Annotated in this window: 12 protein-coding genes and 1 tRNA gene; 7 read left to right on the top strand and 6 right to left on the bottom strand. The window is 69.5% G+C overall.

The genetic code is table 11. From position 1 onward, the window contains the following. The first annotated feature begins 42 nt into the window (after positions 1-42). The 3 genes from ACFPA8_RS17390 to ACFPA8_RS17380 all read left to right on the top strand — a co-directional run bounded on the left by ACFPA8_RS17390 (position 43) and on the right by ACFPA8_RS17380 (position 1,188). Positions 43-117: transfer RNA gene (locus ACFPA8_RS17390), tRNA-Asp, on the top strand. A 106-nt stretch (positions 118-223) separates the two neighbouring features. Continuing rightward, the gene (locus ACFPA8_RS17385) at positions 224-883 is read left to right on the top strand and encodes a mycothiol-dependent nitroreductase Rv2466c family protein (protein WP_386449362.1); all 660 of its coding nucleotides are present in this window, start codon (positions 224-226) and stop codon (positions 881-883) included. Positions 884-993: 110 nt separating this feature from the next. Further along, on the top strand, positions 994-1,188 hold the full coding sequence (locus ACFPA8_RS17380) for a DUF6274 family protein (protein ID WP_386449360.1): 195 nt from the start codon (positions 994-996) through the stop codon (positions 1,186-1,188). A 501-nt stretch (positions 1,189-1,689) separates the two neighbouring features. On the opposite strand, the gene bldC is transcribed toward ACFPA8_RS17380, so the two are convergent. Next, entirely contained in the window at positions 1,690-1,896 is a 207-nt protein-coding gene (gene bldC, locus ACFPA8_RS17375) for a developmental transcriptional regulator BldC (RefSeq protein WP_027749187.1), read from the bottom strand. A 532-nt stretch (positions 1,897-2,428) separates the two neighbouring features. Further along, entirely contained in the window at positions 2,429-3,304 is an 876-nt protein-coding gene (locus tag ACFPA8_RS17370) for a DUF8083 family protein (RefSeq protein WP_386449358.1), read from the bottom strand. 214 nt (positions 3,305-3,518) lie between these two features. Between ACFPA8_RS17370 and ACFPA8_RS17365 the strand changes: the two genes are divergently transcribed. Further along, entirely contained in the window at positions 3,519-4,670 is a 1,152-nt protein-coding gene (locus ACFPA8_RS17365) for a Leu/Phe/Val dehydrogenase (RefSeq protein ID WP_386449356.1), read from the top strand. A 284-nt stretch (positions 4,671-4,954) separates the two neighbouring features. Next, positions 4,955-5,203, top strand: coding sequence for a DUF3073 domain-containing protein (locus ACFPA8_RS17360; RefSeq protein ID WP_386449354.1), 249 nt, complete (start codon positions 4,955-4,957; stop codon positions 5,201-5,203). Between the two features lie 159 nt (positions 5,204-5,362). On the opposite strand, the gene purM is transcribed toward ACFPA8_RS17360, so the two are convergent. The 4 genes from purM to ACFPA8_RS17340 form a co-directional block, all read right to left on the bottom strand. After that, a complete protein-coding gene (purM, locus tag ACFPA8_RS17355; RefSeq protein WP_386449352.1) occupies positions 5,363-6,433 on the bottom strand; it encodes a phosphoribosylformylglycinamidine cyclo-ligase in 1,071 nt (356 codons plus the stop codon). A 151-nt stretch (positions 6,434-6,584) separates the two neighbouring features. Beyond that, positions 6,585-8,168, bottom strand: a complete 1,584-nt coding sequence (gene purF / locus ACFPA8_RS17350; protein WP_386449350.1) for an amidophosphoribosyltransferase — start codon at positions 8,166-8,168, stop codon at positions 6,585-6,587. A gap of 121 nt (positions 8,169-8,289) precedes the next feature. Continuing rightward, the gene (locus tag ACFPA8_RS17345) at positions 8,290-9,105 is read right to left on the bottom strand and encodes a maleylpyruvate isomerase family mycothiol-dependent enzyme (protein WP_386449348.1); all 816 of its coding nucleotides are present in this window, start codon (positions 9,103-9,105) and stop codon (positions 8,290-8,292) included. 72 nt (positions 9,106-9,177) lie between these two features. After that, positions 9,178-10,185 carry a LacI family DNA-binding transcriptional regulator gene (locus ACFPA8_RS17340; RefSeq protein ID WP_386449346.1) on the bottom strand — a complete coding sequence of 336 codons (1,008 nt, stop codon included), beginning with the start codon at positions 10,183-10,185 and terminating at the stop codon, positions 9,178-9,180. Positions 10,186-10,427: 242 nt separating this feature from the next. Between ACFPA8_RS17340 and ACFPA8_RS17335 the strand changes: the two genes are divergently transcribed. Then, positions 10,428-11,756, top strand: coding sequence for an ABC transporter substrate-binding protein (locus tag ACFPA8_RS17335; RefSeq protein ID WP_386449528.1), 1,329 nt, complete (start codon positions 10,428-10,430; stop codon positions 11,754-11,756). Continuing rightward, positions 11,753-12,655: a carbohydrate ABC transporter permease gene (locus tag ACFPA8_RS17330; RefSeq protein ID WP_386449344.1), complete on the top strand. Its 903-nt coding sequence runs from the start codon at positions 11,753-11,755 to the stop codon at positions 12,653-12,655. The genes ACFPA8_RS17335 and ACFPA8_RS17330 overlap by 4 nt, the downstream gene beginning before the upstream one ends. Position 12,656 lies beyond the last annotated feature (1 nt).

The following is a 12,656-nucleotide window of genomic DNA, read 5'->3' as shown; positions in this document are numbered from 1 at the left end:
CCGGAAGGCGGGAAGGCGCATCGGCACATGGCAAGGCCGCATGGTCCTGTGGAGCAGTTTGGAGTGCTCGCCACCCTGTCAAGGTGGAGGCCGCGGGTTCAAATCCCGTCAGGACCGCAGCAGAACGAGCCCGTCCCCGCATGCCGGGGGCGGGCCTTTCTGTGCGCGTCCGCCGTGTGGAAGGTTGTGTGCTCCCGAGGACCGAGTCGACCCGGAGCGTGCCATGACAGCCCCCGCGGACATCCCCACGGCCCACTTCCACTTCGATCCCTCCTGCCCGCTCACGTGGCTGACCTCCCGGTGGCTGCTGGAGGTCGCCAAGGTCCGGCCGCTGCGGGTGAGTTGGCACCTGATGAGCCTGTCCGTGCTGAACGAGGGCCGCGCCGACGACCCGGAGGGCGACCCCGAGGGCTATCTCTGGGTCCCGGTGCGCATCTGTGCCGCCGTACGCCAGGAGCACGGCGAGGAGGCTCTGGCGAGGTTCTACACGGCGCTGTGGACCAAGGACGCCTCGGACGAACGGGATTGGCTGAACGACCTGCACGAGTCGCTGGAGCGTGCCGGACTTCCCCGGACGCTCGCCGAGGCGGGCATGACGACCACCTACGACGAGGCGGTGAGGGCCTCGCACGCCCGAGCCGTCGCACTCGTCGGGGACAACCTCGGTACTCCGGTGATCGCCGTGGACGAGCCCCCGGGCGAAAGCGGAGAGCCGGGCCGGTTCGCTGTGGCCGGCCACCGGAGACGGACTGCGTTCTTCGGCCCCGTCATCTCCCGGGTGCCGACCGGTGAGCAGGCCGGACGGCTGTGGGACGGCCTCCTGCTCGTGGCCTCGACGCCCGGTTTCCACGAGGTCCAGACGTCACGTCCCACCGCTCCCTGAGGGACCGGCAGGCATCTCGCGCGCCTTCTCCTGCCCCCGTGCGCCCCGCTCGGCACGGCTTGACGGCCGGCCCGCCCGGCGGTACGTCTCCTCGGGGAGGTGGGGCGATCGTGGGCACGACTCCGCAGGGCCCGAACCGGGACAGGACCGCAACCGCGGCCCTTCTCCGCGCGCACCTCTCGGCCGCGACCCGGTACCGTCATCTGACGCCCCTCTGTCCGGTCTGCCACCGGCTGTTGCGCCTCGTGCTGGAACGCGTGCCGGACGAGTCCGGGGGCACGGGGGAAGCTGCTGCGTCCAAGTAGTCAACGCCGGTTCCGGATACGGCAGTTGGGTAGGAGGCCGGGACCGGCCGGAGTCGCCCGGCACGGGAACGCCAATACCCGAGAGTGGCACAAGCCACAAGTGGCAGGGGATGTGACGGGAGTCACCGATTCCGCTCCGGATGAGACGGAACTTACGGGCTTCTCACCACCCGTCAATTTAATATGTGCAATTGCACTATCCCCCACGGGCCGACCCATGAGGCCCGCAACGAGACGGCACTTCGCCTCAACTTCCTCTCCAGCAACAGGAGTCGGCCAGCCTTGCGTGCCTCCGCGACACCGGCCGGCCGGACCCGGCAACCGCTTGAGAGCCCGTCGGGGACTGCTCTCGCACACAAAAAGATCGCGCCGGACCCGGCGGAGTCCAGCGCGATCAACGTTCAAGCACTGTTGGGGACAGCGACCTGACGTGTCTCATCGCGGGCGTCGATACGGGGTGTGGGCCCCGAATACGCCCGGATATGCAGTTATTTCGCCTGATCAAACCTCACTGCGCTGCTGCGGGATGCCCGCCAGCAGTGCGCGCACCTCCGCCTCGCGGTAGCGGCGGTGACCGCCGAGTGTGCGAATCGACGTGAGTTTGCCTGCCTTTGCCCAGCGTGTGACCGTCTTCGGGTCCACGCGGAACATCGTGGCTACCTCAGCTGGGGTCAACAGCGGCTCGGCATCAGGGGTGCGAGCGGTCATGAGCGGCCTCCTCGGAGGAACCGAACCATACGGTTCTTTCCTTGAATTCTGCACCTTGGTCCACCTTGCCCGATATGGGCGAAGGCAGACCGAGTCGGTTATAGGACGAACGGCTTGTCCTCGGCACTACAACTACACCATCTGTCCAGCCACGTCGGCCAAACCGATGGAATTGCCCTCTGAGGTGTTCAACCTCGACGGAAGCCGATGGACCGTCCCATAACGGACAGTCACCCTGCCGTGACGATCAGTCACAGTGTGACCAAGCGGCATCAGACCCACCAAGGAAGGCAATACCGATCTATCCGACCATAGTTGGATGGATGGAGCCCCCGTCGAGCTCCTTGTCCTATTTTGACACGAGGGACAGCTCTGAGAGCAAGGCCCCGGAAAGTGCTGTCCGTCACGCTTGAGGACTTTGACCCCTTTCGGGACCTTGGTCCTGGAGGTCCGTGACGAGAAGCAACCCCGTAACCACCGGCCTGTGTTCAGTTCACGAACGCACCGTGAACACACCGACCGGCCCCGCGCATCAGTTGGCGAACTGCAGTTCCCGTACAGCCCGCCAGCGGTCCGTGAGTCGCTCGTACGCTTCGCCGGCCCGCTCCCCGTCCCCTGCGCGCAGTGCCGCGATCCCCTCCGCGACATCGGCCGCGGAGTGGTCGTCGGCGAGCTGCTCCTCAGGGATCGCGTGCGCCAGACCGCCGTAGTCCAGTTCGACGAGAGACCGTGGATGGAATTCCTCCAGCCACCGACCCACGTCTACCAGGCCATCGACGAGCGGCCCTTCCTCCAACTCCTCGCGGAGCACCTTCAGTCCACGGGCGAGGCGGCGCCGCGCCTGGACCATCGGCGTGCGATAGCGGAGGACGAACTGCTGAACGCTCTCCTCACCGCTTCCGGGCTTCGCAAACTCTTTCTCTTCCGAAGAAAAAAGAACGAACCAGCGCACAGGCACGTGCCAAAGCGCCGTTCTGATCCACGGCCGGGCATCCGGGTTGCGGATCAGCCACCGTTCGTAGTCGGAGGCGGCCTGGCGGCGCACCACCGGGGGCACGGCCGCGTCCAGCACCGTCTGCGGCATCGCCACCTCCTGCTCGCCCGCGGCCTGGGAGAGCGCGGCGAGCGCCTGCCAGCCGCGCAGCCGTGTCCGCCAGGGACACACACAGACGACGCCGTCGACCTCCGCGACGAACGCGTCCGCACTTTCCCGCACAGGCACGGCGACGGGCGGAGTGGGCAGCAGATCGGCCAGCGAACGCCGCAACTCGTCCTGCGCCGTGGGCACCCGCTCCCGCTTGGCGTACCGGACCCAGTGGGCCCGCTCCGGTTCGGGAAACGCGGCCAGTGGCTCGTACACCCGCAGATACGCGGCGTACGGGACGATGGCCGACGCCTGCTGAGCCACGCGTTTCCTCCAAGATCTCCGACAACGGACCGGCTGCCCGCCCTCATTACCGGCGGGTCCGAAGGACAGTTGACTACCACCGATCGTGGCACCGCAACGATGCCGCCGCTCGCAGGCCGTACCCTGCTGTCGACCGGCCCTCCCCGCCGCTCCGCGCCACAAGCACGGAAGGCGACAAAGAGGGCGTACAACTGCGACATCGGGAGTCACCACCGTGGCTGACGTACGTCCCTCCCCCCGGCACTCCGAGCAGGCGCCCACCGTCAGCGCCGGCGGAGCGAACGGTTCAGGGATCCTGCGCACCCTCTTCCAGTCCGAGCTGGGCGGACACGAGCAAGTCGTGCTGTGCCAGGACCGCGCCAGCGGTCTGAAGGCCGTGATCGCCCTGCACTCCACCGCCCTCGGTCCCGGTCTGGGCGGCACGCGGTTCCACGCCTACGCGGGCGAGGAGAACCCCGAGGAGGCGGCCGTGACGGACGCCCTCAATCTCGCGCGCGGCATGTCCTACAAGAACGCCCTGGCCGGACTCCCCCACGGCGGCGGCAAGGCAGTGATCATCGGCGATCCCGAGAAGATCAAGACGGAGGAGCTCCTCCTCGCCTACGGCCGCTTCGTCGCCTCACTGGGCGGGCGCTACGTCACGGCGTGCGACGTCGGCACGTACGTGCAGGACATGGACGTCATCGCACGCGAATGCCGCTGGACGACCGGCCGGTCACCCGAGCAGGGCGGCGCCGGCGACTCCTCCGTGCTCACCGCCTTCGGCGTCTTCCAGGGCATGCGCGCCAGCGCGCAGCACCTGTGGGGCTCCCCGACGCTGCGGGGCCGTACGGTCGGCATCGCGGGCGTGGGCAAGGTCGGCCACCACCTGGTGGAGCACCTGCTGGAGGACGGCGCACGCGTCGTGGTCACGGACGTACGCCCCGAGACGCTCGACCGGGTCCGGGCAGCGCACCCGGAAGTCTTGATCGCTGCGGACACCGCCGCGCTGGTCCGCTTCGAAGGGCTCGACGTGTACGCACCGTGCGCCCTGGGCGGCGCCCTCGACGACGACACGGTGCCGGCGCTCACCGCCCGCGCGGTGTGCGGCGCCGCGAACAACCAGCTGGCGCACCCGGGCGTGGAGAAGGACCTCGCGGACCGAGGCATCCTCTACGCGCCGGACTACGTGGTCAACGCCGGTGGCGTGATCCAGGTGGCGGACGAGCTGCTGGGCTTCGACTTCGCGCGTGCCAAAGCAAAGGCAGCAAAGATCTACGACACCACGCTCGCCATCTTCGAGCGGGCCGGGACCGACGGCGTCCCCCCGGCCGTGGCCGCCGACCGCATCGCCGAGGCCCGTATGTCGGGTGGCGAAGGTCACTGAGCCTGCCGTGAAAACCGGCCGTCCGGCCCGCCGGGAGGGTTCTCACCCACCCCTCGGCGGGTCGATACTCGGACGCACGGTAAAATCAGAGCTGACCAGCGAAGAGAAGGCCATGGGGCACGTCGGTGGACGTCCGTGTCGTGCGGGCGACGTACCGTACGGCGGCGGAAGCAGGTACCGTTGAAGCCCTACGGGCCGGTCTCTCCTTCGAGGGTCCGCTCTGAATTGTGAACGCGTGTCAAGACTCTGGGGCCGTCGAGCCCCGTCGTTGAGGGGGTCGAGCCATGGGGCGCGGCCGGGCCAAGGCCAAGCAGACGAAGGTCGCCCGCCAGCTGAAGTACAACAGCGGTGGGACAGATCTGTCGCGCCTGGCTGAGGAGCTGGGCGCATCGACGTCGAACGAGCCGCCGAACGGCGACCGCTTCGAGGACGATGAGCTGGAAGACGACCCGTACGCGCAGTACGCGGACGTGTACAACGACGTGGAGGACGAAGGCGGGTCCTCCGGTTCCTCGGCGCAACGCCGGGGCTGACGTCCACAGATCCCTGCCCGGTCCGGCGGAAGCCGGACCGGGTTCTGTGCTGTTCCGGGGCCTGAGACCTCACGGAACGACAGCCGGCGGGCAGCCCGCGCTTCCCCTGTCCACACGCTGTGCACAGTGCGGCCGGAGTGCACTCTTGCGCTGCTGCGCTCAGCTCGCGTAGTCACCGGTGAGCGTCACCGCCTCGTCGCCTCCTGCCCGTTCGCTGATCTCGCCCGCCACCCATGCGCCGACTCCGCGGTCCTCCAGGGTGGCCAGCACCCCCGCGACCGAGTCCGGCGGTACGACGGCGACCATTCCGACGCCCATGTTGAGCGTGCTCTCCAGCTCGGGCCGCGCCACGTCGCCCGCCTTCCCGACCAGGTCGAAGACGGCGCCGGGGCTCCAGGTGCCGCGGTCGACCCGGGCGTGCAGCTCTTCCGGCACGACACGTGCGAGGTTGCCGGCGAGCCCGCCGCCGGTGATGTGCGCGAAGGCGTGCACATCGCCCGTACGGGCCAGGGCCAGGCAGTCCAGGGAGTAGATCTTGGTGGGCTCCAGCAGCTCCTCGCCGAGGGTGCGGCCGAATTCCGGCACGTGACGCTCCAGGGCCCAGCCCGCCCGCTCGAAGAGCACGTGCCGGACCAGCGAGTACCCGTTCGAGTGAAGACCTGAGGAGGCCATGGCGATCACGGCGTCCCCCGTACGGATGCGATCGGCTCCCAGCACGGCGTCGGCTTCGACCACGCCGGTGCCGGCGCCCGCGACGTCGTACTCGTCCGGCCCGAGGAGCCCGGGGTGCTCGGCGGTCTCGCCGCCCACGAGCGCGCAGCCCGCCAGGACGCACCCCTCAGCGATGCCCTTGACGATCTGGGCGACGCGTTCGGGGACGACCTTGCCCACGCAGATGTAGTCGGTCATGAACAGCGGCTCGGCACCGCAGACCACCAGGTCGTCGACCACCATCGCGACGAGGTCGTGGCCGATCGTGTCGTGCTGGTCCATGCGCTGGGCGACGGCCACCTTGGTGCCGACGCCGTCGGTGGCCGAGGCCAGCACGGGACGCTCGTAGCGCTTGAGGGCGGAGGCGTCGAAGAGCCCGGCGAAGCCGCCGAGCGCGCCCACCGACTCCGGGCGCTGGGCCTTCTTCACCCACTCCTTCATCAGCTGGACGGCGCGGTCGCCCGCCTCGATGTCCACGCCGGCCGCCGCGTAACTGGCACCGGAAGGTTCAGCAGGCATCAGGGTCAGCTCTCTCGGATCGTCGGGGGCTCGGGGTTCAGGACTCGGGGTCTCGGCTGCGGGCCTTCGGGGCTCGGGCCGTTCGTCGGAACTCGCGGAGGGCCGTACGAGCGGGACGGAAGCATGACGAGGGCCTTCGCCGGTCCACGGCCTACGGGCGGCGCAGCGCGTCGGCGCCGCCGACCCCGGCGGTCAGCGTCCCGACGCCGTCGACGTCCGGCACGGTGGCCTGCTCCTGCCCGGACGCGGGCATCCTGCCCTCGGGCTCCCGGAGGTACTTGCCCAGCAGTTCCGGATCGGGCAGGGCCATCGGGTACTCGCCGTCGAAGCAGGCCCGGCACAGCTGCGACTTCGGGATCGTCGTCGCCTCGGTCATGCCGTCGATGGAGATGTAGGAGAGCGAGTCGGCGCCGAGGGACTTGCCGATCTCCTCCACCGTCAGGCCGTTCGCGATCAGCTCGGCGCGGGTGGCGAAGTCGATGCCGAAGAAACACGGCCACTTGATGGGCGGGGACGAGATCCGCACGTGCACCTCGGCGGCCCCCGCCTCGCGGAGCATCCGCACCAGGGCGCGCTGGGTGTTGCCCCGCACGATCGAGTCGTCGACGACGACGAGACGCTTGCCGCTGATCACTTCCTTCAGCGGATTGAGCTTCAGACGGATGCCGAGCTGGCGGATCGTCTGGCTGGGCTGGATGAACGTACGGCCCACGTAGCTGTTCTTCACCAGACCACTGCCGTACGGGATGCCGCTGGCCTCCGCGTAGCCGATCGCGGCGGGGGTGCCGGACTCGGGTGTCGCTATGACCATGTCGGCGTCCGCCGGGGCCTCGGCGGCGAGCTTGCGGCCCATCTCAACGCGAGAGAGGTAGACGTTGCGCCCGGCGATGTCGGTGTCGGGGCGCGCGAGGTAGACGTACTCGAATACACAGCCCTTGGGCTTTGCTTCCGCGAAACGGCTGGAGCGGAGTCCGTCCTCGTCGATGGCCACCAGCTCGCCGGGTTCGATCTCCCGGATGAAGCTCGCGCCGACGATGTCCAGCGCCGACGTCTCGCTCGCCACGACCCAGCCGCGCTCGAGACGGCCCAGGACGAGCGGCCGCACGCCCTGTGCGTCGCGGGCGGCGTAGAGCGTGTGCTCGTCCATGAAGACGAAGGAGAAAGCGCCCTTCACCCGGGGCAGGACCAGTGGGGCGGCCTGTTCGACGGTGAGGGGCGTGCCGTTCTCGTCCGCCTGGCCGGCGAGCAGCGCCGTGACCAGGTCGGTGTCGTTGGTGGCCGCCACCCTCGTTGCCCGGCCGTTGCTCTGCGTGGACTGTGCGGCCACGAGATCGGCGAGTTCGGCGGTGTTGACCAGGTTGCCGTTGTGTCCGAGCGCGATCGAACCGTGCCCGGTGGCGCGGAACGTCGGCTGGGCGTTCTCCCAGACGGACGCCCCGGTCGTCGAGTAGCGCGCGTGGCCGATGGCGATGTGGCCGCGCAGGGAGCCCAGGGATGTCTCGTCGAAGACCTGGGAGACCAGGCCCATGTCCTTGAAGACCAGGATCTGTGAACCGTTGCTCACTGCGATGCCCGCGGACTCCTGACCGCGGTGCTGCAGCGCGTACAGACCGAAATACGTGAGCTTCGCGACCTCTTCCCCGGGGGCCCAGACTCCGAAGACGCCGCAGGCGTCCTGAGGGCCCTTCTCCGAAGGGAGCAGGTCGTGGCTGAGTCGTCCGTCACCACGTGGCACGTCACCGAGTCTAGGACAGGTGGCGCGTTGCTCCGAATCGGGGACATGCCCTGCGAATCGGGTGACATGGCCACTACCTGCGGTGACGGTCCCCGGATGCGGTTCCCGGATGCGGGCGGAGTCAGCCCAGCAGAGGCAACTGGCCCTCCAGGTCGGCCCGTTCACCGCTCGCGGAGACGGCGTGGGCCGCGCGGGCGTCCGTCCACGCGATCCGTCCGGTGGCCAGCCTGATCCACGTGAGCGGATCGGTCTCGACGACGTTGGGAGGTGTGCCCCGGGTGTGACGGGGGCCCTCGACGCACTGCACGACGGCGAACGGCGGGATGCGCACCTCCACCGACGAGCCCGGGGCCTTCACGGCGAGCGCGTCCGTGAGAACGCGCACTGTGGCTGCGAGGGCGAGACGGTCGAGGGTGACGGCGGTGCGGGTGGCGCGCGCCAGATCGTCGCTGTGGACCACCAGTTCGACGAGGCGGGTGACGCTGAAGTCGAGCATCCGCATCGCCCCGAAGCCGTGCGGGATGAGCAGGTCGGTCCGTACAGCGGACTCCAGGACGGGTTCGAACTGCGCGACGGCGTCGTCGATGCGGCCGATCGCGTCAGCAGTCCGCGCGGACTGTTCGCGCGTCTCCCGGTCGAGGTCGTCCGCCACCGTGGCCGTGGAGAGCGCCCATGTGGACAGGTCGAGCTCCGGGCCCCCTGCGGTGGCTTCGGGGCCGGCGAGACAGCGGGGCACGGCGTCGATCTGCAGGGCGATGTGGACGAGGAGCTGGTTCACGTCCCAGCCGGGCAGGCCGGAGGGCAGGGCGCGCTGCTCGGCGGTCAGCGCGTGTGCGGCAGCGGTGACGGCCTCGACCTGGCCGATGAGGGCCTTCCGTACCTTCGCGGGGTCGTAGGTGCGCTTCGGCGGACGGCTGCTGCGTTTGGCTGGCGGCATGGTCACGAGATTAGAGGGTGCCCGGCTCGTCCTGGGCGGGTGTGGGGCGTAGGGGGCGGGCCTGCCGGGGGCTCAGCCTGTGCTCTCCCGGGTGACCAGCCGGTGTTCCGCATGCAAGGTCGTATGCGGAGCCTCCGGGTCCCCGGCCACCCGCGCGAGCAGCGCTTCCACAGCGAGGTTCGCGAGCTGTGTCTTGTCCGGCGCGACGGTACTCAGCGAGGGGACGCCGTAGCGCGTCTCCTCCACGTCGTCGAAGCCGATCACCGCGACGTCGTCCGGCACCTTGCGCCCCGCGTCGTACGTGGCGCGCACGACGCCCGAGGCGAGGAGGTCGGAGAAGCAGAACACCGCGTCCGGCGGCTCTCGCAGCGCGAGGAGGCTCCGCATGGCGGTCAGGCCGTCGGCACGCGTGAACGCCGGGACGTACGGGGTGAGTTCGGGCTCGTGCCGGAGCCCGGCGGACTCCAGCGCCTTGATGTAGCCGCGAGCGCGCTGCTGCGAGGTGGTGAAGAGCGGATCGGCCTGGAAGCCGACGGCGGCGATCCGCCGCCTGCCGCACGCGATCAGGTACGCGGTGGCTTCCTGAGCGGCCATGACGTTGTCGATCAGTACGTGGTCGGCGGGCACCTCGTAGTCGCGTTCGCCGAGGAGGACGAGGGGGACGCGGCGCTCGCGACGGGCGAGCGTGGCCTGGTCGAGGCGTTGCGGGGAGAGCAGCACGCCGTCGATGAGGGGGTCGGACAGGCCGCACGCGACGCGGAGTTCGGCCGCCGGGTCACCCCCGGTGTCCTCGATGAGGACGGAGACGTCGTGCTTGCGCGCGGCGTTGATCACCGCGGTCGCCAGCTCCGCGAAGTACGGCTGGACGAGCTCGGGCACGGCCAGCGCGATGACGCCGCTGCGGCCCGTTCGCAGGTGGCGGGCGGATGCGTTGGGCCGGTAGTCGAGTTCGGCGATGGCGGCCAGGACGCGCCGGCGGGTGGGCTCGGACACCCGCACGTTGCCCCGTACGACGTTGGAAACCGTCTTGATCGAGACGCCCGCCCGCTCCGCGACGTCCTTGAGCCTCGTCACGGTCATGCAACTCCCCTCGGGCCGCACCGCCCCGCCCTCGTCCCACCGCGCCCCGCCCGGTGTGTGAGCGGCCGGCTGCGGACGCCCACGGGCACGGAGCCTGTGCCGTACACCCGGTGCAGAAAGATCTGCCGGATGTGTTGACGCCAGATTACGCCCTCAGTACAACGTTGGAACACTGATTTTCGGGCGACCTCGGCGACGACAACGCCGAGCCGTCCGATCGATTACAACGTTGAACGGGCGTGATGCGCATGCAGGGCAGGAGGAGGTTCCTCGGCGCTGTCGGCGGTCTCGCCGCCACCGGGGCGCTCAGCGGCTGCAGCAGTGCAGTCGGACAGGCCTTCACCGGATCCGCGGGTCCGCCGTCGCTGCTCAACTTCTGGCATCCGTTCACAGGCGGGGACGGCGCACAGCTCGTCGCGATGCAGGGCACCTACCGCAAGCGCAACCCGGGAACGGACCTGAAGTCGACCACGCTGGTGTGGGGCGCCCCGTACTACACCAAGCTCACGCTCGCGACGCTCGGCGGGCGCCCGCCCCAGGTCGCCATCACCCACATGTCCCGGCTGCCCACGCTGGCCGCCGCCGGGCTGCTCCGCGACATATCGTCCGCCGAGCTGACAGAGCACGGCATGTCCGCGTCCCGCTTCAACAAGGCCGCCTTCCGCAGGGCCCACCTGGACGGCAAGCTCTACGCGCTCCCGCTGGACACCCACCCCTTCGTGCTCTTCTTCCGCAAGAAGGTCGCCGAGAAGGCCGGACTGCTCGACGGCGACGGCAAATTGACCGACCTCGACGGCCCGGACAAGTTCCTCGACGCGATGCGGGCGGCGAAAGAGGTCACCGGCGTCTGGGGCGGCTCCGTCGCCTCCATCAAGGACCCCGCGACCAACTGGCGCCTCTTCTGGTCCCTCTACCGGCAGCTCGGCGCCGACCTGGTGACCGACGGCGGCCGCAAGGTGGTCATGGACGTGGGAGCCGCCGAGGAGGCACTGGCCTACATCCGCCGGATGAGCGCCGAGAAGCTGGTCCCCTCCGGCATCGACTACACCAGCGCCCTCACCCTGCTGACCTCCGGAAAGGCGGGCTTCCTGATGGACGGGGAGTGGCAGCTTCCCGCCGTGCGGGACGCCGTCAAGGAGGACTTCGGCATGCGCACCTTCCCGCGCATCTTCCGCGACGCCCCCTACGCGTGCGCAGCCGACTCGCACGCCTTCATCCTGCCCGCCGCCCCCTCCGAGAAGGCCCAACGGGCCGAGCAGGCACTGGACTTCACCCGCGCCATGCTCGACTCCAGTCTCGACTGGGCCAAGGGCGGACACATCCCCGCGTGGGAACCCACGGCACGCTCCGACGCCTACGGCGACCTGCAGCCGCAGGCCGACTACGCCTCCGCGGCGGACGGCGCCGCCTACGATCCGGCGGCCTGGTACGCGGGCGCGGACAGCATCCTCTACCGGCGGTGCGCCGGCGTCATCGCCTCCGTACTGGGCGGGCGTACCCGTCCGGGTGCGGCCGCGGACGCCATGCTCGGTGCCGTACGGGAACTGGCGAAGATGGAGGCCCCCGTATGAGCACCGCGACCGGTCCGCGCACCACCACAGGCGGCCGCTGGACGGCGTCCGGCATGCTGCTGCCCTTCGGGGCGTTCTACGTGGTCTTCCTGCTGGGCCCGCTCGTCTACACCGCCGTCGCGGGCTTCTTCAACGGAAGCCTGGTCAAGGGCGGGCTGGGAAGCTGGGTCGGCCTGGAGAACTACTCGGAGGCGCTCGGCTCCGCCGAGTTCTGGTCCAGCCTCGGCAACACGCTGTGGTTCACAGTGCTGACGACGGTGCCGCTGATCGTCCTGGCGCTGGTCCTGGCCCTGATGACGGACCGCTTCTCACGCGGCAAGTGGTTCTTCCGGCTCGCCTTCTTCGCGCCCTTCATGCTGCCCTCCTCCGTCATCTCGCTGCTGTTCATGTGGATCTACGCGGACGAGATCGGGCTGGCGCAGGCCACCGTCAAGTGGTTCGGCGTCCAGACCCCGCCCTCCTGGCTGGGCGATCCGGACTGGGCGATGATCTCCATCGCGGCGGCGACCGTCTGGTGGACCGTCGGCTTCAACTTCGTCATCTACCTGGCCGCGCTGCAGGAGATACCCCGCGAAGTGCACGAGGCCGCCGCGATCGACGGGGCAGGGCCGTGGCAGCGGCTGCGGCTCGTGGTCGTCCCGATGCTGGGGCGGGCGACGACGCTGGTGGCGGTGCTCCAACTCGTCGCGTCGCTCAAGGTCTTCGACCAGATCTACATGATGACCAACGGCGGTCCCGAGGACTCCACCAGGCCCTCGCTGCTGTACGTCTACCAGACCGGATTCACCGACAGCCGGGTCGGATACGCCTCGACGGTCTCCCTGCTGCTGTTCGTCATCATCCTGCTGATCTCACTCGTCTGGTTCGCCCTGATCCGGCGCACCGAGAAGGAGGCCTGAG

This window comes from Streptomyces ovatisporus (assembly GCF_042653885.1).
Lineage (GTDB): Bacteria > Actinomycetota > Actinomycetes > Streptomycetales > Streptomycetaceae > Streptomyces > Streptomyces ovatisporus.
Note: the sequence above shows the minus strand (reverse complement) of the source record. Positions and strands in the feature narration are given on the sequence as shown.